The 25463-nt window shown below is 46.9% G+C and carries 18 protein-coding genes; 4 read left to right on the plus strand and 14 right to left on the minus strand.

All coding sequences use genetic code 11. The features are described 5' to 3' along the window. Nucleotides 1-37 precede the first annotated feature (37 nt). From MJQ52_RS08085 to MJQ52_RS08100, 4 genes are all read right to left on the minus strand, one after another. Nucleotides 38-1990 carry a DUF2075 domain-containing protein gene (locus MJQ52_RS08085; protein ID WP_071391413.1) on the minus strand — a complete coding sequence of 651 codons (1953 nt, stop codon included), beginning with the start codon at nt 1988-1990 and terminating at the stop codon, nt 38-40. Between the two features lie 180 nt (nt 1991-2170). Next, a complete protein-coding gene (gene rlmD / locus MJQ52_RS08090; RefSeq protein ID WP_096034917.1) occupies nt 2171-3547 on the minus strand; it encodes a 23S rRNA (uracil(1939)-C(5))-methyltransferase RlmD in 1377 nt (458 codons plus the stop codon). Nucleotides 3548-3694: 147 nt separating this feature from the next. Then, the gene (locus MJQ52_RS08095; protein WP_172614511.1) at nt 3695-4606 is read right to left on the minus strand and encodes a diacylglycerol kinase; all 912 of its coding nucleotides are present in this window, start codon (nt 4604-4606) and stop codon (nt 3695-3697) included. 152 nt (nt 4607-4758) lie between these two features. Further along, on the minus strand, nt 4759-7902 hold the full coding sequence (locus MJQ52_RS08100; protein WP_101562797.1) for an efflux RND transporter permease subunit: 3144 nt from the start codon (nt 7900-7902) through the stop codon (nt 4759-4761). A gap of 128 nt (nt 7903-8030) precedes the next feature. Between MJQ52_RS08100 and MJQ52_RS08105 the strand changes: the two genes are divergently transcribed. Then, complete coding sequence (locus tag MJQ52_RS08105) at nt 8031-8879, plus strand: TetR/AcrR family transcriptional regulator (RefSeq protein ID WP_060674470.1); 849 nt, start codon at nt 8031-8033, stop codon at nt 8877-8879. Nucleotides 8880-8941: 62 nt separating this feature from the next. Here MJQ52_RS08105 and gatB read toward each other — a convergent pair whose 3' ends face one another. From gatB to gatC, 3 genes are read right to left on the minus strand one after another with little or no spacing between them, the layout of a single operon-like run. After that, nucleotides 8942-10372, minus strand: coding sequence for an Asp-tRNA(Asn)/Glu-tRNA(Gln) amidotransferase subunit GatB (gatB, locus tag MJQ52_RS08110; protein WP_015388583.1), 1431 nt, complete (start codon nt 10370-10372; stop codon nt 8942-8944). A 13-nt stretch (nt 10373-10385) separates the two neighbouring features. Beyond that, entirely contained in the window at nt 10386-11843 is a 1458-nt protein-coding gene (gatA, locus tag MJQ52_RS08115) for an Asp-tRNA(Asn)/Glu-tRNA(Gln) amidotransferase subunit GatA (RefSeq protein ID WP_007408915.1), read from the minus strand. Between the two features lie 14 nt (nt 11844-11857). Then, the gene (gatC, locus tag MJQ52_RS08120) at nt 11858-12148 is read right to left on the minus strand and encodes an Asp-tRNA(Asn)/Glu-tRNA(Gln) amidotransferase subunit GatC (protein WP_003155732.1); all 291 of its coding nucleotides are present in this window, start codon (nt 12146-12148) and stop codon (nt 11858-11860) included. Nucleotides 12149-12568: 420 nt separating this feature from the next. On the opposite strand from gatC, the gene putP reads away from it, so the two are divergent. Further along, nucleotides 12569-14047, plus strand: coding sequence for a sodium/proline symporter PutP (gene putP / locus MJQ52_RS08125; protein WP_007408914.1), 1479 nt, complete (start codon nt 12569-12571; stop codon nt 14045-14047). A gap of 180 nt (nt 14048-14227) precedes the next feature. After that, entirely contained in the window at nt 14228-14860 is a 633-nt protein-coding gene (locus MJQ52_RS08130) for an MgtC/SapB family protein (protein WP_232213497.1), read from the plus strand. A gap of 36 nt (nt 14861-14896) precedes the next feature. On the opposite strand, the gene MJQ52_RS08135 is transcribed toward MJQ52_RS08130, so the two are convergent. From MJQ52_RS08135 to MJQ52_RS08155, 5 genes are all read right to left on the minus strand, one after another. Then, nucleotides 14897-15892, minus strand: a complete 996-nt coding sequence (locus MJQ52_RS08135) for a phosphotransferase enzyme family protein (protein WP_434181916.1) — start codon at nt 15890-15892, stop codon at nt 14897-14899. A 236-nt stretch (nt 15893-16128) separates the two neighbouring features. Next, nucleotides 16129-17325 (minus strand): CamS family sex pheromone protein, encoded by a 1197-nt coding sequence (locus MJQ52_RS08140; protein WP_003155737.1) that lies wholly within the window; start codon nt 17323-17325, stop codon nt 16129-16131. A 15-nt stretch (nt 17326-17340) separates the two neighbouring features. Continuing rightward, nucleotides 17341-19347 carry an NAD-dependent DNA ligase LigA gene (gene ligA, locus MJQ52_RS08145; protein WP_029326170.1) on the minus strand — a complete coding sequence of 669 codons (2007 nt, stop codon included), beginning with the start codon at nt 19345-19347 and terminating at the stop codon, nt 17341-17343. A 24-nt stretch (nt 19348-19371) separates the two neighbouring features. Further along, the gene (gene pcrA, locus MJQ52_RS08150) at nt 19372-21591 is read right to left on the minus strand and encodes a DNA helicase PcrA (protein WP_022552708.1); all 2220 of its coding nucleotides are present in this window, start codon (nt 21589-21591) and stop codon (nt 19372-19374) included. A 57-nt stretch (nt 21592-21648) separates the two neighbouring features. Further along, entirely contained in the window at nt 21649-22338 is a 690-nt protein-coding gene (locus tag MJQ52_RS08155) for a heptaprenylglyceryl phosphate synthase (RefSeq protein ID WP_434181917.1), read from the minus strand. A 194-nt stretch (nt 22339-22532) separates the two neighbouring features. Here MJQ52_RS08155 and MJQ52_RS08160 point away from each other — a divergent pair, with 194 nt between their 5' ends. Then, complete coding sequence (locus MJQ52_RS08160) at nt 22533-24107, plus strand: FMN-binding glutamate synthase family protein (protein WP_434181918.1); 1575 nt, start codon at nt 22533-22535, stop codon at nt 24105-24107. A 34-nt stretch (nt 24108-24141) separates the two neighbouring features. On the opposite strand, the gene MJQ52_RS08165 is transcribed toward MJQ52_RS08160, so the two are convergent. Together MJQ52_RS08165 and MJQ52_RS08170 are read right to left on the minus strand one after the other, a co-directional pair. After that, complete coding sequence (locus tag MJQ52_RS08165; RefSeq protein ID WP_003155745.1) at nt 24142-24453, minus strand: YerC/YecD family TrpR-related protein; 312 nt, start codon at nt 24451-24453, stop codon at nt 24142-24144. Between the two features lie 2 nt (nt 24454-24455). After that, nucleotides 24456-25451: a DUF3048 domain-containing protein gene (locus tag MJQ52_RS08170; protein ID WP_094247186.1), complete on the minus strand. Its 996-nt coding sequence runs from the start codon at nt 25449-25451 to the stop codon at nt 24456-24458. Between the last annotated feature and the right edge of the window lie 12 nt (nt 25452-25463).

Below are 25463 nucleotides of genomic sequence, written 5' to 3' on the forward strand. Positions count from 1 at the left end.
TTCCCAATTCCGTTTTAATAAATAATTAAAAAAGGTTTCATTTGTGCTTATATGTGGCTTTTTCTTCAGCAACTGATGAAGACTTAAAGAACTCATTCTCTTTGTAATTCATTTGCATATGTTTCAGCCTTTTAAAAAAGTAATTTTCTAATTGTTTGTCTATACAATAAATAAAACAGCCTTTTTGTCCCCGGGTCATCAAAGTTCTGTATGTGTTGCGAATAATTTCGTCTGCAAGCTTCTCAGCTTCTTCTGAATTTTGCTTTAGCATTTTCTTCAAACCACGTAAGGAGGTATCTGTTCTCGCCCGCTTTGAATGATCAGTCAATACTACTCCATCCCTGCACACTAGATCATTTCCTATAATTACACCTACATAATCAAATTCCAGACCTTGGCATGTGTGTATACAACCTATTTCATTAATAGAATCTTCGTCAATTGCCCATGTGTCTGAGTTATTTAAATTCCAACTCATTCCGAATTGATATTCAGGAATCTCGATATCATGAAATTCTGTTCTAGCTTTTCCTTCCTTCACCCAATCCCAACAGTAACCAGCAACTATTCGAGCTTTATTATTAACTTTATTCAGATCTTCTATCTGTTTACGCAATTCATTTGGATTTCTATATATACGAAAATCGTAGTTCATTCCAATATAATTAGAATTCGCAGTTTCCCGAATTTGAAGAACATCATCTAACCAGCTTATATAACCATCTGAACCATTGCAACGAAACTGTGAATCCAGTTTCATATTTGTAACCTGAGCATCTAATTCTTTTGAGAATTTAAGGATTGTATCAGTGCTACCAATATCTTTTAACGTTACTCTTTGATGTTCGTCTATGAAAAAAACAGAAAGTTTGGAAGCATTTATTATTTCCTTAATTTGATTTTCCCCAAGGTTATTAAATAAACCGGATTTCTCATTTAATCGATGCGCCTCATCAACAATTAAAACGTCAAATTCACCTGATGGAGCATTGACATAACTGCCCGATCCTTTAAATAAATTATCAATGTGCCCTTTCCGAAAGTTTTGTTTTAACTTAGTAGCATATATATTTCTGGGAGCTGCATTTTTTGTTACATACTGTCCAACGAGACTTCGGTTTGTTGCTTCTACTAATAAATTTACAGCAAGAACAGATTTTCCTGTACCTGGCCCGCCTTCTACAACTAAAACTTGTTTAGTGTTTGTACGTAATGCCTCATTCGCCAAATGTAAAGCCGTCTCATAAACAACTTTTTGATTATCAATCATCATAAACTCTCGATTACCTTGAAGCATACTGTTTAACGAATCTTGAAGAGACTTCGAAGGCCGTATTCTTCCTTTATCTATTGTATATAGGATTTCTTTGTTGTCTCCATATTTAATATACTTTTTAATGAAATCACGAAGCTTACCTGAATCACCTTTGATAAAAACAGGAGCTTCTTTTATATAATATTCATATATTGAATCAGTTAATGGATCGTCTGTACCCTGATTCAAGTAGTTATGTAAGTATGTACAAGGATATAGCATGATATCTTCTTTTTGCGCATTTTCATTGTAATCCTTTATTAACGAAGCATATGACCAGGCTTGATAAGATGGATGGGTTGTTTCGCGAATTCCCTTATTTATAAACGTTTTAACGATAGCCTCTTTACTATCAATTTTCTCTACTTTCTCCCATTGTTTAAGTTCCACAATCACAACAGATGAACGATCATCCTTATCTGATCCAGATATAAGAAAATCAATACGCTTTGAAGTATGGGGTATTTTGAACTCAATAGCAATTCCTGCGTCCTTAGGAATTTCTCTATCACTTAATACCCTATACATATACTGCATAGAGTTATCCCAAGATCTAACCTCTCTCTCATTGATTTTGCCAATCTTATCATTATAGTTTTTACAGATATTCGTCACCAAATTGTCGTCAAACACATCACTCAGAAACTCTTCTTTTGTAGCTTCATAGACTATCATTGTTTCACCTTTTCATTAACTTTTTGCGTTATCTCTATAAATTCGCCGCTCAAAATAACTAAATTGAGCTATATTGAGAATACCATTTTTCTTCAAATTAATCTGTTTTAATATGATAATTAAAAAGGTTCCTTCACATATTAATATAAAAAGCAGCGTTCTCAAAAAGAGAACACTGCTTTATTTCAATACTAGCTTTGCCACACACTCCACATGATTCGTATGCGGGAACATATCCACAGGCTGCACTTCGAGCGTCTGATACCCGCCATCCTCAAGCACCCTCAGGTCTCTTGCAAGCGTTCCTGGATTGCAGGACACATACACCACCCGCTTCGGTTTCATGTCGATGATCGTCCGCAGGAGGGCTTCGTCGCAGCCTTTTCTTGGCGGGTCGACGACTAGCGTATCTGCCGTGATGCCTTCTTCGTACCAATTTGGAATGACGGTTTCCGCTTCTCCGACTGCGAATTCCGCGTTTGTGATGCCGTTCAGCTCAGCGTTGCGTTTCGCATCCTCGATGGCTTCCGGCACGATTTCGACGCCGTACACTTTTTTCGCCTGCTTCGCCAAGAAGAGAGAAATGGTTCCGATGCCGCAGTAGGCGTCGATGACGGTTTCTTCTCCTTGCAGCTCTGCGTACTCAAGCGCTTTGTCGTAGAGCACTTTTGTCTGTTCCGGGTTGACCTGATAGAACGATCTGGAGGAGATGGCGAATTTGACGTCTCCGATGAGGTCGTAGATGTATTCTTCGCCCCAGATGACGTTTGTTTCGTTCCCAAAGATGACGTTTGTTTTGTTTGGATTGATGTTTTGCACGATGGATTTGACGTGCGGGAATTGCGCCGTAATGTCTTCGATGATCTTCGCTTTGTGCGGAAAATCGCTTGTTCTTGTGATGAAGACGATCATCATTTCGCCCGTGACGACGCCGTATCTGACCATGATGTGACGGAGCCAGCCTTTATGGCGTTCTTCATTATAGGCTTTGACACCGTATGCTGCACAGATGTCTTTGACGGCTTGAACGGCTTCGTCGTTTTTGGATTGCTGAATCAGGCAGGCGCTCATGTCGATGATGTCATGGCTTCTTTGCTGATAGAATCCGGCGACGAGCCCGCCTTCTCTTTCTCCTACCGGCACCTGCGCTTTGTTTCTGTAATTCCACGGGTCTTCCATGCCGAGCGTCGGGTGCACGGTGACGTTTGAGAGGTCCAGCTTGCCGATCCGTTCTAAGACGTCTTTAACTTGTTTCTGTTTAAACAAGAGCTGGCCTTCATAGGTCATGTGCTGAAGCTGGCAGCCGCCGCATTGCTTGTAGATCGGACACGGGGCATCCGTTCTGTGCGGGCTTTCTTCCTTCAGCTCAATCAAGCGGCCGAAAGCGAAGCCTTTTTTGACGCGTGTCACTTTGATTTGCGCTTTTTCCTCAGGCAAGGCGTTCGGCACGAAGATCGGGAAGCCCTGAACCTTTGCGACGCCCGCTCCTTCATGCGTCAAATCCTCAAATGTCACGTCATAGTATTCATTTTTTTCTATCGGGGGTTTCATTTTCATCTATAATCACCTCTAGTTTTACCAATAACCTTGTTTCAGCGTGCTGGCAAACCTTCAAATTCAATGTCAGCCTTCAAAGGTTTCCGATCACGCTGAAAAGATGACAAAATCCTAAAACGAATACTGTTTTAGGATTTTGTCCGCGTATTAGTCATCCAGCTGTTCCGCTTTCTCCTTCGGCATGATGACGTGAATATGCCGGTACAGATTCACGAATTCGCCCGGCAGCATGCCGCCGTATTCGCCGTCCAGGTTCAGCTGCATCTTTTCTGATACATTGACTTTCACACGGTTCGCTTTTGTGTAAATAATGTGCTGATCGTTAATATGATCGCCTCTGAGCGCCATGCTCGCGACTCTGATAAACTCCGCGAGATTGGCTTTTTTCAAAATAATTAAATCAAACATGCCGTCATTCAGGCTGGAATCAGGGGCCAGCTTCTCGAATCCGCCGACCGAGTTGGTCAGCGTCACTAAAAACAGCATAATTTCGCCTTGAAACAGCTTGCCGTCATATTCAATCTCGACTTCTGTCGGTCGAAGTGAAGGCAGCATTTCCATTCCCTTTAAATAATAAGCAAGCTGGCCGAGCATCGTTTTCAGTTTGCTTGGCACATCGTACGTCAGCTCCGTCAGACGGCCTCCGCCGGCGATGTTGATAAAATACTGACCATTCACCTGTCCGATGTCGATCGGGCGGGCCACGCCGTTAATGACGGTATCAGCGGCATTCAGTATATTCTCTCTCGGAATGCCCAGCGCTCTGGCGAAATCATTTGTCGTGCCGACCGGAATGATGCCGAGTGTCGGGCGTTTGTCTAACGGCGCAAGACCGTTGACGACTTCATTAATCGTTCCGTCTCCGCCGGCTGCGACAATCAGGTCAAACTCCCGCAAAGCGGCTTCTTTTGCGGCGTGGGTGGCATCCCCCGCGCATGTGGTGGCATGGGTGGAGGTTTCATAACCGGCTTGTTCAAATTTTTGCAGGACCTGGGCAAGATTTTTCTTGAAAAGCTCCCGTCCTGAAGTCGGATTGTATATTATGCGTGCACGTTTCATTATCTCATCATCCTACTTAAGAGTATCCGATCCATTATTAACACTAACAACCTTTAATTATACTATGACTTGAGAAAATCGCAACAATATGTACAGGAATTGCCAGAAGAAAAAAGGCCCCGGCTCCGTTTAAGGAGCCAAGGCCCGCTGTCTTACTCTTCTTCCGTTCCAGGTTTTTTCTTACGGAATTTCGCTAATACTTCATATACGATCGGCACAATCAGAAGAGTCAGCAGAGTCGAACTGATTAAACCGCCGATAACGGTGACACCGAGTCCTTTAGAAATGACTTGGCTTCCGCCTTCAAAGCCCAATGCCAATGGAAGCAGGGCGCCGATTGTCGCGATCGCCGTCATCAGAATCGGACGCAATCTCGTAGAGCCGGCTTCCAGGAGCGCTTCTCTCGTCGATAGGCCTTCCGCTTCTTTATGGATGACGCGGTCAATTAAGACAATCGCGTTTGTGACGACGATTCCGATCAGCATCAGCATACCGATCATGGCATTCAGACTGACCGTCTCTCCGGATACATACAGTCCGACTAATGCGCCGATGACTGTAAACGGAAGCGAGAACAGAATCGCAAACGGCGCTAATGCTCCGCCGAACGTAATCACAAGAACGAGGTATACGATGGCGATTGCGGCAAGCATCGCTAAGCCGAGTTTCGTAAAGGAATCTGCAATGTCCGCTGATACACCGCCGGTATCAATGGATACATTGTCCGGCTTATCCAGTTTGTCAACTTTCTTTTGAACGGCTGATGACACCTTCGTGACGTTGTCAGAAGTGACGGTTGCCGTTACGTCAGCGTACACTTTGCCGTCGCGTTTGGAAATGGTATCGGATGTCGTGCCGTTTTTCACTTTCGCCACATCGCCGATTTTTACTTCTTGGCCTGCAGGCGATGTGATGGTTTTATCCTCTAATTCTTTTACACTCTTATACTGGTCTTTTTCTGTTTTGATGTTGACGTCAAGCTCTTTGCCGTCTTTTTTCACCGTTGTCAAAGGAGACTGTGACGTTTGGGACATCAGGGCTTGGGAGATTTGCGAAGCCGTCAGGCCCTGCTTGCTGAGTTTCTCCTGGTCAGCGACGAACGTGTACTCGTCATATGTGCTGGAAAGGCCTGAGTTGACGTCTTTCAGATCCTTCTCCTTTTTCATGATGCCTTCGATGTCTTTGACCGTGCCTTTAATATCAGACTCTGAATCTCCGTACACATAGTACGTTAATTCGTTGTTGTTGCCTGACGAACTGAAATTTTGTGATTTCCATTCGCCGCGGCTCGATGTTTTTTTGATTTCTTTTAAGACATTGTCTTTTTCTTTGTCAAAATCAGGCGTGTCATCCTCGTATTTCACGTAGAACAATGCGCCGTTTGAACTTCCGCCGAGCGGACTTTGCGAGCCTAAAGAATACTGAACGGTATCGACATGTTTGCGTTTAAGCAGCATGTCTTCCGCTTTTTGGGCAGCTTTTTCAGCTTCGCTTTTCGTTTCGCCCGGTTCAGGCGTGTATGTGAGCTGCATCGTTTTGTCCGCTTGCGCAGGCAGGTAGCTCGCGCCGATCAGAGGTACGAGGAACAAACTGCCGACAAGCATCAGAACCGCGATGATAGATGTAATCCATTTATGGCTTAATGACCAATTCAGCACTTTTTTATAGAAATTGGCCAATCTGCCCGGCTTATGCTCTTTCGCTTTAACAGGTGCGCCTGTGAGCGATTTTTTGAATAAGCTGTGCGCAAGCATCGGCACCAGTGTGATCGAAATCAACAGTGATGCGGCAAGCGCGAAGACGATTGTTAAGGCAAACGGCATAAACAGTTCACCGATCTGTCCGCCGACCATGGCAAGCGGCAGGAATACGGCAATGGTTACGATCGTTGATGACATGATCGGTTTAAACATTTCTTTCGTCGCTTCACGCACCAATTGCTTCCCGCGTAAAGGTTCATCTTTCAGCCTCATGCGGCGGTAAATGTTTTCGATCACGACAATCGAGTCGTCGACTACCCGTCCGATGGCGACCGTCATCGCACCGAGCGTCATTATGTTCAATGTGACATCAAGCTGATTCAGCACAAGAAGCGCAATCAGCAGTGACAGCGGGATGGAAACGATAGAAATCATCGTTGATTTAATATCTCTTAAGAATAAGAGAATGATCACGACCGCAAAAATCGCGCCGAAAATCGCTTTGCTTAACATCGTATCCACTGACTCTGTAATCGGCTCTGCCATATCAAGAGTCGAGCTGTACTTGAACCCTTTATGGTCTTTTTTGTATTGATTCAGTTCATCTTTAATCGCATCGGCCACTTCTACCGTGTTGGCGTCATTGGCTTTTACGATATTAATTCCGATGCTGTCCTTTCCGTTCGTGCGGGAAATGGATTCAGCTTTTTTCACATCTTTAATGTCGGCAATGTCAGAAAGCTTGACTGTCGGCACCCCTGCTGACGCGCTTTGCTGTGCCTGCTGCATAGCCTGAGCGTCCGCCGCAGATGCCGCACCGGCTCCGCCCGCTTGACCTTGAGCGGCAGAAGAAGATGTGACCGGAATTCTCATATCTTTCAGATCTTTAATTGACGTAATATTTCCGTTAACGACAACTGATTTTTCCTTGTTGCCGAATGTGTACAACCCAAGCGGCGTATTGACGTCAGAGCCTTGGATCACTTTCTTGACGGTATCTTCATCAAGTCCGTACTCTTTCATTTTTTTATCTTTGAAAGAGAATTCCACCTGCTCTTCCTGCTGTCCGGAAACTTGTACGGACGCAACGCCCTGAATGCCTTCAAGCTTAGGAACGAGAGTGTTTTCCACATTTTTAGTCAGATCTTCAAGCGAGCTTTTGCCGCTTGTCACACTGAGCGTCAAAATCGGGAAAGAGTTGAGACTGTAACGGGAAATGTCAGGTTTTTTCGCGTCATCAGGAAGGCTGACACTGTCCAGCGCTTCAGCGACTTCGGTTTTCGCCTTGTCCATATCCTTGTTGTAATCATATTCAATCATAACCGATGAGACGTTTTCAGAGGATGTGGACGTTACGACGCTCACTCCTTCTAAATTCTGCACCGCCTGCTCGATCGGTTTTGTCACGTCATCCGCAACTTGACTCGGAGCAGCTCCGGGATAAGTCGTATTTACTGAGAGGTAAGGCATGTTGACGTCCGGTATGGATTCCTGCTTCATATTCATACCGGCATACAGCCCTGCTACAGTAACGATAATCGTCATCAGCCAAACTGCGAATTTGTTCTTCAGTACAAAGTTAATAATGTGGTTCATCATGTCCTCCGTTAATTTTTATTGACTGACTGGTCATTCTATATAATACTAAACGGTATAACTCAACATCGTCAACTAATAAGGCAGTAAATTTTTCTAAATTTTTCAGGATTAAGGGGAAGCACGTCATGAACGAAAAAAAAGAGAAAATCATAAAAACAGGCATCCATTTATTTGCCAAAAAAGGGTTTTCTTCAACAACCATTCAGGAAATCGCCGGTGAATGCGGAATTTCAAAAGGGGCCTTCTATCTTCATTTTAAATCAAAAGAAGACCTTTTGCTCTCAGCATGTGAGTATTACATCGGCATGTCTATGGAAGAAATAAAGAAAATCAAAACAGAACATCAGCATAAATCGCCTAAGGACGTATTCCGAAAACAAATCGCTTATCAATTCCAGGAATTTATGGAGCACAAGGACTTTATCATTCTCTTGCTGAGCGAAAAGGTCATTCCTGAAAATCAAAAGGTCAAACAGTATTTTCATGAGGCCAATATTCAATTTAACATGCTGTACCGGGATGCTTTGCTCTCCGTTTACGGAGATGCCGTCATACCGTTTATAGCGGATGCGTCCGTTATGGCGCAAGGAATAGTGAGCTCCTATATTCATTTCTTGATTTTTAATGAACATACGGCATTCCGGACGGAAAACGTGGCGGCCTTTCTGATTGCCAGAATCGATGACCTGATTACGGGACTGATAAGAGACAATCCCGATCCGCTGCTGCCTGAGGATATCTTCACTCAGCCGGCGGCGGACAGAGAAAGACTGCTTGCGGATATTCAAAAGATAAAAGCACAGCAGGGGCTGCCTGAGGACGTCCTCGTATCGCTTGAAGTCATTGAAGAGGAATACGCAAAGGAAGAGCCGCGAAAACCGATTATTAAAGGAATGCTATCCAACTTGGCAGGCAGCGGAAATGAGCAGATTGAAACGCTGCGGGCTTCCATTGAAACCTATTTCAGCTTATAAAAAAAGAGACCGGCGCTTACCGGTCTCCGTGTCAGCAGCGCCCTTTCAGGCGGCTGCTTTTTTTATCGTTTTTTGATTTCTTCAAGTAAGATTTTGTTGACCATCGGCGGGTTGGCCTGTCCTTTTGAGGCTTTCATAATCTGCCCGACAAGGAAGCCGATCGCGCGGTCTTTTCCGTTTTTGAAGTCTTCAATTGACTGCGGGTTGCTGTCAAGCGCATCTGTTACCAGCTTCAGAAGCACGCTTTCGTCAGAAATCTGCACAAGGCCTTTTTCTTTGACGATTTTTTCTGCGTCGCCGCCTTTTTCAATTAATTCTTTAAAGACTTTCTTCGCGATTTTGGACGAGATGGTTCCTTTTTCAATCAGCTTAATCATGCCGGCAAGGCCTTCAGGAGTCAGTGCGACATCCTCAAGCTCTTTTTGTTCGGCGTTCAGGTAAGCTGAGACTTCACCCATCAGCCAGTTTGATGCCTGCTTGGCTTCCGCGCCTTTATTGACCGTTTCTTCGAAGAAGTCAGCCATTTCTTTCGTCAGCGTCAGAACCATTGCGTCATAAGCCGGCAGGCCGAGCTCTTCGATATAACGCTTGCGGCGCTCGTCCGGAAGCTCAGGAATGGTTGCTCTTACGCGTTCTTTCCATTCGTCATCAATGCAGAGCTCGACAAGGTCAGGCTCAGGGAAATAACGATAGTCGTCCGAACCTTCTTTGACACGCATCAAAATGGTTTTTTTCGTCGCTTCATCGTAGCGGCGCGTCTCCTGCTGAATGACTCCGCCTGACAGAAGCACCTGCTCTTGGCGTTTTTCTTCATGCTCAAGTCCTTTTTGCACGAACGCGAAGGAGTTCAGGTTTTTCAGCTCCGTTTTTGTGCCGAATTTCTCCTGGCCGATCGGACGGAGGGAAATGTTGGCGTCACAGCGCAGTGAACCTTCTTCCATTTTACAGTCGGAAACGCCTGTGTATTGGATAATTGATTTCAGCTTTTCGAGATATGCGTAAGCTTCCTCCGGTGTGCGGATATCCGGCTCAGATACAATCTCGACAAGCGGCGTGCCCTGGCGGTTGAAGTCAACGAGGGAATAGCCGTCGCCCGTATGCGTCAGTTTTCCCGCATCTTCTTCAAGGTGAAGACGGGTAATGCCGATTTTTTTCGTTTTTCCGCCGACTTCGATTTCAATCCAGCCGTTTTCGCCGATCGGCTTGTCAAATTGAGAAATTTGATATGCCTTCGGGTTGTCCGGATAGAAATAGTTTTTCCGGTCAAACTTCGTATCCGTTGCGATTTCACAGTTCAAAGCCATTGCGGCTTTCATCGCGAATTCGACCGCTTCTTTGTTCAAAACGGGCAGCACGCCGGGATAGCCGAGGTCGATGACGCTCGTTTGGGTATTCGCTTCCGCGCCGAATGGCGTCGGTGAGCTTGAGAAAATTTTAGATTTTGTTTTTAATTCCACATGGACTTCAAGTCCGATTACCGTTTCAAAGTTCACTTCATTTCACCCCTTACAGTTCAGGTTTCGCTTTATGATGATCTGTTGCCTGCTCAAAAGCATGAGCGACGCGGTATACAGTGCCTTCATCGAAGTGTTTTCCGATGATTTGCAGTCCGAGCGGCAGTCCGTCCGCAAATCCGCACGGCACGCTGATTCCCGGCACACCCGCGAGGTTGACAGGGATCGTTAAAATATCGTTGGCGTACATTGTGAGCGGATCGCTGGTTTTTTCGCCGATTTTGAATGCCGGTGTCGGCGTTGTCGGTCCGACGATGACATCGTATTTCTCAAATACGTCTTCAAAATCTTTTTTAATAAGCGTGCGCACTTTTTGCGCTTTTTTGTAATACGCGTCATAGTAGCCGGAGCTGAGCGCGAAGGTGCCGAGCATGATGCGGCGCTTCACTTCGTTGCCGAAGCCTTCTGAGCGTGTCTGTTTATAAAGGTCAATCAGGTTGTCCGCATTGTCTGAGCGGTAGCCGTAGCGGATGCCGTCAAAGCGCGCAAGGTTTGCAGACGCTTCGGAAGAAGACAGCAGATAATACGTCGCAAGCGCGTATTTGCTGTGCGGCAGAGATACTTCTTCCCATGTCGCTCCGAGGTCTTCAAGCACTTTTAAAGCGGCTAAAACCGATTCTTTCGCTTCTTTGCCGACGCCTTCTCCGAGATATTCTTTCGGCACGGCGATTTTTAAGCCTTTAATATCGCCAGTTAATGAAGAAAGAAAGTCCGGCACTTCGACATTGGCGCTCGTAGAGTCCATTTTGTCCGGGCCTGAAATCGCCTGAAGCAGGAATGCGTTATCTTCTACGGTTCTTGTGATCGGTCCGATCTGGTCTAATGAAGACGCAAAAGCGACCAATCCGTAACGTGACACGCGTCCGTATGTAGGCTTTAATCCGACGACGCCGCAGAAAGAAGCCGGCTGACGGATGGAGCCGCCCGTATCAGATCCGAGTGAAAACGGCACTTCGCCAGCTGCAACCGCAGCTGCGGAACCGCCGCTTGATCCGCCGGGAACCGTATCGAGATTCCAAGGGTTTTTCGTCGCTTTGTACGCGGAGTTTTCAGTAGAAGAACCCATCGCGAACTCGTCCATATTCAGCTTTCCGATCGTGACGGCTTCAGCGGCTTGAAGACGCTCCACAACCGTCGCATCGTAAATCGGATCGAAGTTTTCGAGGATTTTGCTTGAGCATGTTGTGCGAAGCCCTTTGGTCACGATGTTGTCTTTGACGCCGATCGGCATTCCGAAGAGAAGACCGTGTTCAGACCGTCCGTCAACCGCTTCGTCAAGTTCTTTCGCGTAAGCGCGGGCTCTTTCTTCATCAAGCTGTAAAAATGCCTGCACCTTATCATCCACGGATGCGATCCGTTTGTAAGATTCATCAACAAGATCGGATATCTTGATTTCTTTTTTATGTATCATTTGTTTCAGTTCTGTGATTTTGTGATCAAATAATGACATACTGTCTCCCTCCTTTAATCCAGAATAGATGGCACACGGACATAGCCGTCTTTATGATCGGGAGCATTTTTCATGACATCCTCGACCGGAAGGCCTTTACCCGCTTCATCTTCTCTCATTACGTTTTTCATTTTCAGCACGTGTGTTGTCGGTTCCACGTTATCCGTGTCCACTTCATTAAGCTCCTCGGCAAACGAGATGATGCTGTCAAGCTGTTCTGTGAACATTTCAGCTTCTTCATCCGTAATGGCGAGTCTCGCCAAATGAGCGACATGCTTTACTTCTTCTATAGAAATTCGTGACATAAGATCCACCTCCGCATAATTCTCCGTTTCGTCATATAATACTGATCATATCAAAAACGAGCCCTCTAAAGCAACAAAACGCCGCCTTCTGAGGCATGATGAAACCCTCTCTATTTTATCCTAAATCGGGGAGAAAGAGAAACGAATTATATGTCAGAAAATTTTTACTTTTATAATTTATTGGTAGCGTTTTCATCTCTAAGCTGTTCTATGTTGGCGGGGATTTTTTCCTTGAGCGGGCCAGGTTTCGAGAGTTGATTGATCGGGGATACTTTGTTAGGTTTAGTAACCATAGCCGGCACTAAATATGTGATTCGCATGGAATGATGACTAAAGGCTGGATCGCCGGCGCATATTCCGGCACTACTAATCTACAGAGGTGATGCAACATTTACATGAAAGAAGAGAGGGTCCAAAAACGTGAGTATTGAATTAATTATATCTCTTGGCATTTACTTTGCTGCCATGCTGTTAATCGGCTGGTACGCATTCAGAAAGACAACGAATATTAATGATTACATGCTGGGCGGAAGAGGACTCGGCCCGTTCGTAACGGCGCTGTCCGCAGGTGCGGCGGATATGAGCGCATGGATGCTGATGGGAGTTCCCGGCGCAATGTTCGCAACGGGGTTATCGACCTTATGGCTGGCGCTCGGTTTGACGATCGGCGCGTATTCAAATTATCTGCTGCTTGCTCCGAGGCTGCGCGCTTACACGGAAGTTGCGGATGATGCGATTACGATTCCCGATTTTTTCGATAAACGGTTCCGCCACTCGTCATCATTGCTGAAAATTGTTTCCGCCGTGATTATTATGATCTTTTTCACACTGTACACATCGTCCGGGATGGTATCCGGAGGCAGGTTATTTGAATCGGCATTCGGCGCCGACTACAAATTCGGTTTGTTTTTAACGGCGGGTGTTGTTGTGCTTTATACGCTGTTTGGCGGTTTCCTCGCTGTCAGTCTGACTGACTTTGTACAGGGAGCGATCATGTTTGCGGCATTAGTGCTTGTGCCGATCGTTGCTTTTACCCAGCTCGGGAGCGTTTCAACGACGATTGATTCGATCAACGCCGTTAACCCGAAACTATTGGATATCTTTAAAGGCGCGAGCGTCATTAGCATTATTTCTTATTTGGCATGGGGACTCGGCTATTACGGCCAGCCTCATATCATCGTACGATTTATGGCGATTAAAGAAGTGAAAGATTTAAAACCCGCCCGCAGAATCGGGATGAGCTGGATGGTTATTTCAGTTGTCGGTTCATTGCTGACCGGGATTATCGGGGTTGCGTATTCTCATCACTTCGGGGTCTCCGTAAAAGATCCGGAAACGATTTTCATTATTTTTTCTAAAATCTTGTTCCACCCGCTGATTACGGGCTTCCTGCTGTCCGCGATTTTAGCGGCGATCATGAGTTCCATTTCCTCACAGCTTCTCGTAACGGCAAGCGCCATTACGGAAGATTTATACCGCGCCTTTTTCAGACGGGAAGCGAGCGATAAAGAATTGGTCATGACCGGACGCCTGTCGGTATTGATCGTAGCCGTTATCGCCATCCTGCTATCCATGAATCCGAACAGCACCATTCTTGATCTGGTCGGATATGCGTGGGCTGGCTTCGGTTCGGCTATCGGTCCGGCGCTCTTGCTCAGTCTGTACTGGAAACGGATGAATGAATGGGGAGCGCTTGCGGCGATGATTACCGGGGCAGCGGCCGTTTTAATCTGGATCACCACAGGGCTTGCCGCTTCAACCGGCGTATACGAAATCATTCCGGGATTCTTCCTCAGTCTGATTGCCGGTATTGCCGTCAGCCTGCTGACCAAAAAACCGGCCGATGCTTCTTATCAGCTGTTCAGCCGGATGGAAGCTCTTTTGAAAAACAAGAAATAGACAAAAAGCCGTCAGATTTTATCCCTGACGGCTTTTTTCTTCCGCACTTGTCCTGCTATAAATACTGTGAGAAAATCATATCAATTTATTATAAGAAAAATTGCGGAGGTGCTGTGCAAATTGAGCTGGCCTATCGAACCAGACATTTTATTAAAGCTGGGCATTGCCACGCTGATCGGCATGATCATCGGTCTTGAACGAGAACTGAAAAACAAACCGCTCGGACTGAAAACCTGTATCGTCATCGCCGTCAGCTCCTGTATGCTGACGATCGTCAGCATTAATGCGGCATATCATTTCCCAAAATATTACCGTATCATGATGGATCCGCTCCGCCTTCCCGCCCAAATCATTTCCGGCGTCGGTTTTATCGGCGCGGGTGTGATCCTGCGTAAAAGCAATGACGTCATATCCGGCCTGACGACATCGGCTATCATCTGGGGCGCGGCCGGGCTGGGTCTGGCTACAGGCGCCGGCTTTTATAAAGAGGCGTTCGCAAGCCTCTTGTTTATCCTGATCAGTGTCGAATTTCTTCCGTGGCTGATCAGAAAAATCGGTCCCAACCGCTTGAAGGAAAAGGATATCCGCGTGAGAATGTCTCTTTCCGATAAAGACAAAATGACTGAGATTTTAAAGGAAATGAAAAGCAAACAGCTCCGCATTCACTCCGTCCGGATTGATGATCTGGGTGAAAAAGAATTTCCGATTATGGAAGTGAAAGTCAGTGTTCATAAAAGCCGCTACACCACTGACGTCTATTATGATATTAAAGAAATTCAGGGCGTCGTCGGAGTGAAATGTGATACGTTATAAAAAACGCCGGGTTGGATTCAGCCGGCGTTTTTCTATTTATACGAATGCAGAAAATTGATACTCCGTAATCGGTGTTTCATTTTCGATATCGCGCCTGAAGGCTTTCAGCATCCCGAGTTCCTCGTCCCCGAGTGAATTGAGGTCAAACGCCTGATGCAATAATCCGTAGATCAGCATATGGCGCAGCCGGAGGAAATCCGGGATGTGTTCAAACCATGCGGAATCAAGGTCATTTTCTTCCCTGTAGCCTTTCATAAAGTGAGTCATGAATTCACCCGTAAACGCGGCCTTGTCTTCATACGGGATGACCGGATACCACAACATGTTGTACAGCAGAATACTGATATCATTCACAAACCAATTGTAGCCGATATCATCAAAATCAAATGCAGTGATTTTTCCGTTGTCCCAATTAAAATTGCCATGATGCAGATCGGCGTGCACAAGGCCGTAGTTTTCAGGATTCTTCGGCAAACGGCGCAGTTTTTCCATTAGAGCATCCGCCCGCTCAAATACGAGATGCTGATCTGCGGGCACGTATTTTCTCAGCTTCAGCTGCTCCTCTTCATCCCATTCCTGCCTTTTATATGCCGGATCGCTCAGACGGTAGCTTTTTGTCAGCCGGTGCATGTTCCCCGTGTATTTTCCAAGCTCGTAAAACAGAGTTCCGTTCCAGTCTGATTCCTCCACTTTGCGTCCGGGCGCTTTTTCATAGACTCTTAATAAAAACGCTCCGCCTTTTCCATCCGGGACTTCTTCGACATCTTTGCCATTTAATGAAGGAATCGGTTTCGCTGCTGAAAGCCCTCCCTTTGCCAGATGATGAAGCCATTCCATTTCCCCGAGAATATATTCCGGTGTTCTTCTGATCGTATGCGTAATTTTTAAGATATACGGTTCGTTATCTTTCACAATTTCATATACGTAGTTCTCTGCGTCCGCAATAAATTGAAACTTGGTAAATCCGTATATTTCACCGGCTTCAGCCAGCACCTTATCTTCCTCAAAAATCGCTTTAATATCTTTATGCATGCTGATTCACCCTTCTCATAACGTTTGTAGGCGGTGTGTGTACTCAGCAAATGTCATTCATCAACATTCCTGCCCTTCTTTTTTCACAGCAGATTCGTAACATCCGCTTAGAAATGAAATGTGTTTTCCTGTTAATTCCTAATTATACAAATATCTTAACATACCTCATTCCTCGCTCCAACGATATTCACAATAAAAAACCCTTGCTCATACAGAAATGAACAAGGGTATCTTGGTTAATCGTAAATATGGACGGTCGGTTCTTTGTCACCCGCATTGCGGACGATCAGCGCTTCCTGCCCGTCAGACGAGGTAATGTTAATTTCGACATCAACTGAGCCTTTTGAATAATAATCCATCAGCTCACCTGTTAAGTATTGGGTAAAGGCGATGACTTCGCTTTTCCCGTAAAATTGCATCGGGATTTCAATCTTCATTTTTCTCATTTCATCGTTTTCGTACATTGCCGTTCCGACAACTCCGGTGTAATTCGGGAAGTAGCTGTCGATGGCGTTTTTGAAGCGTTTAAACACTTCGGAATCATCAGGGTATTTCTTTGCCGTGTCTGTATCCGCCGGATAGAAGACGTACTTTTCTTTGACATCATCCCAGTTTGAAATGGTGGATGAGCCGGCCTTGACTTCTGTTTTCGCAATGTAATTCCCCGGTACGATTGATGTTTTCGGCGCTTGTTTATAAAGGGCGACGGTAATCGGCACATTTTTCAGGTTATCCATTTTCCGAAGGCGGTTAACGACTTCCTGTGCGATTTCTTCACCGTGGCTGCGGATCGTTTTGTCGCTGAGCTCCACTTCCTGCTGCGGATCACCTGTGTTTTCGCGGTAATAGTATACAGAGTTGAGAGCGAGACCGATCATGACACCGCCAAGCTGGATGGAATTTTTATCTTTTCTTACTAAGTAATCCTGCTCAAGCATGGACGCTAAGTAAATCGGGCTGTTTTCATTTTTCTCTTTTGCCGATCCCGAGCTTGGCAGCACCGGGTTTAAGCCGAGATTCTGGAAATTGGCGTCTGCCTTTTTCGCCTTTTTCAGATCACTGCCCTCTTTTTTGCGGTCAAGCCAGCTGAGTACCGTGTCCTCATCTAAATACTGGCCTTCCTGATACAAATAGTCATCCGTCGGGAACGTGTCTTGAGCGAGCCGCATCAGCCCCGTCTCGAATTCATCGATGTCCAGCCTCGTGTTCAGCCGGTCCGCGGTCAGGCCGCGCGCTTTTCCGGCCTTAAACGGGAGCACCATTTTATAGTAGGAATCAGAGATATTATATTTCGGTATGATCGCTTTTTCAGAAGACTTTGCCGTTTTCTGCGTGATCTCTTCCTCTTTTTTTCCCCCGAAACTCGGCGAACAGGCCGACAGCATGAGTACTGCCGCCGTTGCCGTCGCCGCCAATGCCAACATCTTTTTCAATAGAAAACACTCCTCTTATTTCTTTAGCTCTCCCAATAGCTGTGCTTCATTCCATACTTCAATGTTTAATTCCTGCGCTTTTGTCAGCTTGCTTCCGGCCGCTTCTCCGGCAATCAGCAAGTCTGTTTTTTTGCTGACAGATCCCGTCAGCTTTCCGCCGAGCGCTTCAATCTGCGCCTTGGCTTCATTTCTGGACAGCTCTTCAAGCTTTCCGGTTAACACGATGGTTTTGCCGGCAAAATAAGAGTCGCTGTCCTCCGCTTTTACTTTTTTCGGGCCTTTGTAGAGTGTGTTCACACCGAGTTCCTCAAGTTCATTCAAAAGCTCAAGCATTTCCTCTTTGCGGAAATAGGTGACAACGGCATCGGCCATCTTTTCGCCGATTTCATCTACCGCAAGCAGCTCTTCTTCCGTGGCTTGTTTCAGATTTTCCAGGCTTTCAAAATGCATGGCCAGTGTTTTGGCCGCTTTTGAGCCGATAAAACGGATGCCGAGACCGAACAGCAGGCGTTCCAGCGAATTCTCTTTCGACTTTTGGATGGAGCTGATCAGATTGTCAGTTGATTTTTCCCCCATCCGCTCAAGCCGGATAACCTGTTCTTTCGTCAGCTTATACAAATCAGCGACATTACGGACGAGATGTTCACGGAAAAGCTGTGTGATGACACGTTCTCCGAGTCCGTCAATATTCATCGCGTTGCGTGAGACAAAGTGAATCAGGCCTTCTCTGATCTGCGCCGGACATTCCGGATTGATGCAGCGCAGCGCGACTTCCCCTTCAATGCGGACAAGTTCGCTTTCGCACTCAGGGCAGCTGGTCGGCATATTGAATTCTTTTTCTTCCCCGGTCCGCTGTTCAATTAAGACATTGACGACCTCAGGGATGATGTCGCCCGCTTTTTTGACGACCACTTTATCGAGAATGCGGATATCCTTCTCTTTAATTAAATCTTCGTTATGAAGGGATGCTCTTGAGACCGTCGTTCCCGCGACTTTTACCGGTTCCAGAACGGCGGTCGGCGTAATAACGCCCGTTCTTCCGACATTCAGTTCGATATCGAGCAGTTTTGTCACGACCTCTTCCGCCGGGAATTTATAAGCAATCGCCCAGCGCGGGCTTTTTGCCGTATACCCGAGTTCTTCCTGCTGGTCGAGCGAATCGACTTTGATGACGATTCCGTCAATTTCATAAGGGAGATCGGCCCGCTTCGCCTGCAGCTCTTCGATCATTTCAATGACTTCATCTATCGTGGCGCATTTTTTCCGTTCCTGGTTTGTTTTAAAACCGAGCTCATCCAGAAAATCCAGGCCCTGACTCTGTGTTTCCACACCCATCTCGTCAAGCTCCGCTATACTGTAGACGAAGATGTCAAGATTTCGTTTCGCTGCAATTTTCGGATCGAGCTGTCTGAGTGAGCCCGCAGCCGCGTTCCGGGGATTGGCGAACGGCTCCTCTTCATGTTTCAGCCGTTCTTCATTGAGCGCTTCAAATGACTGTTTCGGCATGTACGCCTCTCCGCGCACTTCTATGGAAAGATTCCGTTTCATTTTCAGCGGAATGTTGCGGATCGTTTTTAAGTTTTCCGTGATATCTTCGCCCGTCGTTCCGTCTCCTCTTGTCGCGCCTCTGACGAAATAGCCGTCTTCATAACGGAGAGAAACAGCAAGACCGTCTATTTTCAGCTCCACATTATAAGCGACGCCGTCACCGACAGCCTGACGGACGCGGCGGTCAAAATCGCGGAGATCATCATCGTTAAATGCGTTGCCGAGACTGAGCATCGGCGTGCCATGCTGCACCTTTTGAAACGATTCAAGCACCGCTCCCCCGACCCGCTGTGTGGGCGAATCAGGCGTTCTGAGTTCCGGGTGCTCTTCCTCTATGGCAATCAGCTCCTGCATCAGTCTGTCGTACTCGGAATCCGGCACGCTCGGTTCATCTAAGGTGTAATATTCATAACTGTACTGATCGATGGTGCGGCGCAATTCTTCTGCCCGGTGTTTCGCTGTTTCTTTGTCCATCATGTTCTTCCTTTCCTCTTCAGGTTACTGCTTTTCAATCGGCGCAAAAGCGGCAAGCAGACGCTTCACGCCGACTGGGCTCGGGAATGCGATATCAAGCTCGGTGCTTTCGCCTTCTCCTTTTACGCTGACAACCGTTCCGGTGCCCCATTTTTTATGGCCCGCTTTATCGCCGACCGCCCAGCTGAGCGAGTCGCCGCCTGTTTTGTTCGCATAGGAAACGGGACGGGATACGGGCCCGCGTTTTGGCTGCACTTTTCTTCCCGGCTGCATGCGAGGTGTTTTCTTCTCATTTAGGTTCTCCAATAAATCGCCAGGTATTTCCCTGATAAAGCGGGATTCCGGATTCATATTGGTGCGGCCGAATAAGGTGCGCATTTTGGCATTCGTTAAATACAGTTCTTCTTCCGCCCTCGTAATGCCTACATATGCGAGCCTGCGTTCTTCTTCCATCTCGGCTTCTTCCATCAGGGAGCGGCTGTGCGGGAACACGCCTTCTTCCATGCCCATTAAGAACACGACAGGAAATTCAAGCCCCTTAGCGGCGTGCAGTGTCATTAAAGTGACGGCATCCTTTCCGCCTGATTCCTCTTCCTTCTGGTCGAGCTGGTCAATATCCGCAATCAGCGCCAAATCAGTCAGAAACGCGACGAGAGACTTGTCTTCGCTTTTTTGTTCGAAGTTTTTCGTCACGGAAAGAAACTCGTCGATATTTTCAAGGCGGCTTTGGGCTTCGATTGATTTTTCGGCCTTCAGCATTTCTCTGTATTCCGTTTTCTCGAGAATTTCTTCCGTGAGTTCTGTAATGGACAGGTAATCCTGCATGTTCGTCAGATTTTCAATCATCGCGCCAAAGCCGTCAAGCGCGTTTGCCGCTTTCGCGCTGACGCCGATGAAATCAACCTGTTTGACCGCCTGGAACATTGACATTCCGTTCATCGCCGCATATGAAGCGATTTTTTCTAGCGAAGTTGCGCCGACGCCCCGCTTCGGCACATTGACGATCCGCGTAAAACTGATGTCGTCGTCCGGGTTTGACACAAGGCGCAGGTATGCGAGAATGTCTTTAATTTCTTTCCTGTCGTAGAACTTGGTTCCGCCGACGATATTGTAGTTCAGTCCGGATTTTAAAAGGGTTTCCTCAATGACGCGCGACTGGGCGTTTGTCCGGTATAAAATCGCGATATCGGAAAGCTTCCGCCGGCCCGAACTGTTCAGCTCATAAATTTTGCCCGCGACGAATTGGCCTTCGCCGAATTCATTGTCGCCGCTGTAATAAGAAAGCTTGATGCCTTCGTCATTTTCCGTCCACAGGTTTTTCGGCTTGCGGTTTGAGTTGTTTTTGATCACTTCGTTAGCCGCCTGCAGAATCCGCTTTGTTGAGCGGTAGTTTTGCTCGAGCAGAATCACGTTTGCGCTCGGGTAATCTTTTTCAAAGGAAAGGATATTCGCGATATCCGCCCCGCGCCATCTGTAAATGGACTGGTCGGAGTCACCGACGACGCAGATATTTTCAAGACGGGCCGCAAGCTGCTTCACAAGCAGGTATTGCGCCCTGTTCGTATCCTGATACTCGTCTACGTGAATGTATTGGAATTTACGCTGATAAAACTCAAGCACTTCCGGCACACGCTCGAAAAGCTTAATCGTCGTCATGATTAAATCATCAAAATCGAGCGATTGGTTTTTCAGCAGTTTTTTCTGATAATCGGTATACACGTCACTCGTGACCTGATCGTAGTAGCCGCCGGCCGTTTTTGCGAATTCCTCAGGTTCGATCAGCTCGTTTTTTGCGCTGCTGATGGAGCCTAAAATACTTCTCGGATCAAACTTTTTCGGATCGATATTCCGCTCTTTCAGAATCCCTTTAATAACGGAAAGCTGATCAGCCGTATCAAGAATGGAGAAATTTCGGTTGATGCCGATTCTGTCAATATCCCTGCGCAGAATCCGCACGCACATGCTGTGGAAGGTGGATATCCAGATTTCATCCGCGCCGGGTCCGAGAATGCTCTCAACCCGCTCCTTCATTTCTCTGGCTGCTTTATTTGTAAATGTAATCGCCAGAATGTTCCATGGCGCCACGTGTTTTTCCGCCATTAAGTATGCGATTCTGTGCGTCAGCACACGTGTTTTTCCGCTTCCCGCGCCCGCCATCAGAAGCAGCGGACCGTCCGTCGTCTTGACCGCTTCCTGCTGAACGGGATTTAATCCGCTTAATAATTGATTGCTAATGTAATTCATATCCGTTCACCGCCTATCAAACATATGTTCTATCATAAATCAATTTCGTCCGCTTGGCTACTTTGTCTTTACAGCCGCCACTGTTTTTAGCGCCTGATCAAAATCTTCATATACGGCATTGCCGACAACGATGACATCGGCATGACGGCCGAACCGTTCCGCCGTTTCCGCGTCTTTAATGCCGCCTCCGTAAAACAGGACGGACTTGTCTAGCACAGCCTTCGTTTTCTCCACCGTTTCTATGTCCGCCAGCATCCCGCTGTATTCCAGATAAAAAATCGGGAGATGAAGCAAATGTTCCGCGACCCGCGCATAGGCGAGAATATCTTCTGTTTCTATATGTGTATCCGCCTCCGTCAAAGCAGCCGCCTTACAATCAGGATTGATGATGCAGTAGCCCTCCGTCACGATTTCCTCCATTGACATGAGCTCTCCGTATTCTTTCATCGCCTGATGATGCATGCCGACAATCCAGTCCGCCTTTTTGCTGTTGAGCACACTCGGAATGAAATAAAGATCAAACCCGGGCACAATGGAATCAATCGTCGACACCTCAAGTACGCACGGCACTAAAAACCGCCGCACCTTTGACATCAGTCTCAGCACATTGTCCTCGGTGATATTGTCGCTTCCTCCGATCACAATGGCGTCAGTCCCTGATTCACAAAGCCGTTCCAGCTGTTCATCCGGTAAATCTTTATTCGGATCGAGTTTAAAAACATGCTTCCACTCGTTAACATCGTACATGCGTTTTCGTTCCTCCATTCGTTTCTTGCCATTTAAACATTATAACAAATTCGTTTGGCCCGGAAAAACGGAAAAAGACGTCATTCACCTGATTCACAAAAAAGATTGCGCTCCGCCTGACGGGAAACGGCTATGTTTGAAAACAGACAATATGTGGAATGTCAAAGAGAAAAAAGACAAGGAGTCTGATCTCAATGGAACAAGCCATTATCGTACTGATTTGTATATTGATCTTTATTATTTTAGTTCCCGCCGCATTGTTTCTCTGGATATACATAAGAGACGAAAAGCAGGAAGAACATTCAGTGCTGCGCAATTATCCCGCAGCGGGAAAACTGCGCTATATATTTGAAAAAATCGGACCAGAGCTGCGGCAGTATTTATTCAGCAATGATAACGAAGAACAGCCGTTTTCCCGGAGAGAATATGAACAGACGGTCATGTCGGGAAAGTATAAAAGCAGAATGATGGGCTTCGGCTCAGAACGGGATTTCGATCAGCCGGGCTATTATATCCGTAACGCCCTCTTCCCGAAACAAAGGGAGGAGCTGCGCGCAGATCAGACGCCGAAGATCGACACGATGATATACAAAATTGACAAAGACAACCTGCTGAAACGCAGCGAACACCGCGAAAAAGCAAAGGCGGACCCTTATTACCTGCATCCGGACGATGTGCAAGTGATCGGCCGCGATACATGCAAGAAGCCGTTTTATGTGAAAGGGTTAATCGGACAATCAGCGATGAGCTACGGCTCACTTGGCGACCGGGCAATTACCGCCCTGTCAAAAGGGCTGCACCAGGCCGGCGGCACATGGATGAATACAGGCGAAGGCGGCCTGTCTGAGTATCACCTGAAAGGCGGCGCGGATATTATCTGCCAAATTGGTCCCGGGCTGTTCGGCGTGCGCACTGAAGATGGAGAATTTTCATGGGAAGAATTTAAGAAAAAAAGCCGCCTCGAGCAGATTAAAGCCTTTGAATTAAAGCTTGCGCAAGGGGCGAAAGCAAGAGGCGGGCATATTGACGGTTCAAAGGTGACCGAAGAAATTGCCGCCATCAGAAATGTGCAGCCCGGACAATCCATTGACAGCCCAAACCGCTTCAACGAGTTCTCAAATGTCCCGGACATGCTTGATTTCATTGAGAAATTAAGGACTGTCGGTGAAAAACCGGTCGGCATCAAAATTGTCCCGGGCAGCCGCAAAGACCTTGAAGACCTTATTTCCTGTATGAGTTCATCAGGCAAACTTCCCGACTTTATTACGATTGACGGCAGTGAAGGGGGAACGGGAGCTTCTTTCCATGAACTGGCGGATTCCGTCGGCCTGCCGATTCTGACCGGCCTCCCCCTTGTTGACGGCCTTTTGAAGACATACGGTATAAGAGATAAGCTGAAAATTTTCGCATCCGGAAAGCTGCTCACTCCCGATAAGATTGCCGTTGCCCTCGCGTTAGGCGCGGATTTTGTCAATATTGCCCGGGGAATGATGTTTTCAGTCGGCTGTATCCGTGCTCAAGTATGCCACACCAATCATTGTCCTGTCGGAGTGGCGACAACCGATCCAAAACTTCAGCGCGCGCTCAGTATCGAGGATAAACAGCACCGCGTCTGCAACTACGTGCTCTCGTTGCGTGAAGGGCTGTTTCACCTTGCCGCGGCGGCGGGTATCAGCTCGCCGATTCATTTCTCAGCTGAACACATCGTATACCGGGAGGAAGACGGAAGCCTGAGGGAACTTCCCGGCCTTTTGAATCAGCACGCATAAAAAAACCGCCTGCCGTCATCGGCAGAGCGGTTTTTTACGTAGCTGAGGAGGATTCTCCTTTGTTTACGCGGTCAAGCGCCATTTCATAGGCGTCGTTCCCGTAATTTAAGCAGCGCTTCACCCGGGAAATCGTCGCTGTGGAAGCACCCGTTTCGCTTTCAATTTTGTGATACGTATTTCCTTCGCGGAGCATTCTCGCCACTTCCAAACGCTGCGCCAGCGATTGGATTTCATTAATCGTACAAAGATCGTCAAAGAAACGATAGCATTCCTCCAGATCTTTCAGCGATAAAATAGATAAAAATAACTGGTCCAGTTCTTTTCCGCGTAATTTATCGATTTGCATCGTCAAACACCTTCTCCTTTACTAATGGAAGCTGCATCGAGATCAGGCACGATATTAATCCATGTCTTTCCTGGCACAAACGGAAGAATCTCACCGCCTTTTACGGGCAGAATACGGCCGTCTTTATATTCCCAGTCTGACTCTATAACATCGCCGTGCTGAAGCAGGAGGCCCTTCCCCCCTGACTGAATATCGATGGCCCGCCTTCCATCTTTGTCTGTCATGCGATGGCCGGCTTCAACAATAAAAATGTTGTGCATGGCTAAAGGCTTTCCGGTCTCCCGGTCTGTCGCTTTCACACTATCAGAGCTTCTTGTATAAGCATCAGCTTTTTTATCATAATCGTATTCGACAAGATTTGTAACGTTTTGTGTTCCATAATCTATCCGAATATTGTAGGTTTCGTTTCCGGGTTTTGCATCTGATGTCTGAAATGGGAGCGGTTCTGTTTTTCCGTTCAGCTTGTATCCTTTTTGTTCCGCCGCCTTCCTGATATTGTCATACGACGTGTAGGAATTGTGGGGCGGCTTGCTGAAATCGGCTCTCCAAAACAGGCTGCCGTCAAAATCCAAACCGTTTATATAATCGTAAGTTCCGGACTCCAGCTGCTTTTTAGCGCCGGGACTCCAGCCATGATGGACAAATATGCTGTTAAACCCGCTGCTGAGCGTGACAAAATATTCCCTCGCGCTCCGCACAGGCCCGACCGTTTCCGGCATCTCACTTTGAAAAATCGCGAGAAACCGCGTAATCCGGCCCTCCGCGAGCGCTTCGATGACAACATCCGCCTTTGACAGCCCGGATTGGGGCCTCGCCTTCGGATGATTGTTCACTGCGACTGCAATCGGACGGCGTTCTGCAAGCTTCTGCTCAGTTTTCAGCCCCGTTAAAGGAGCTTCCGCTTCTTTCAGCTGCACCTGATCGGCATTGTTCTGCCGGCAGGCGGCAAGCAGCAAAAACGCAAAACAAAGCATACAAACGGTTTTCCATCTTTTCATATGTCGGCTCCC

This window comes from Bacillus sp. jun7 (assembly GCF_051034795.1).
GTDB lineage: Bacteria > Bacillota > Bacilli > Bacillales > Bacillaceae > Bacillus > Bacillus velezensis.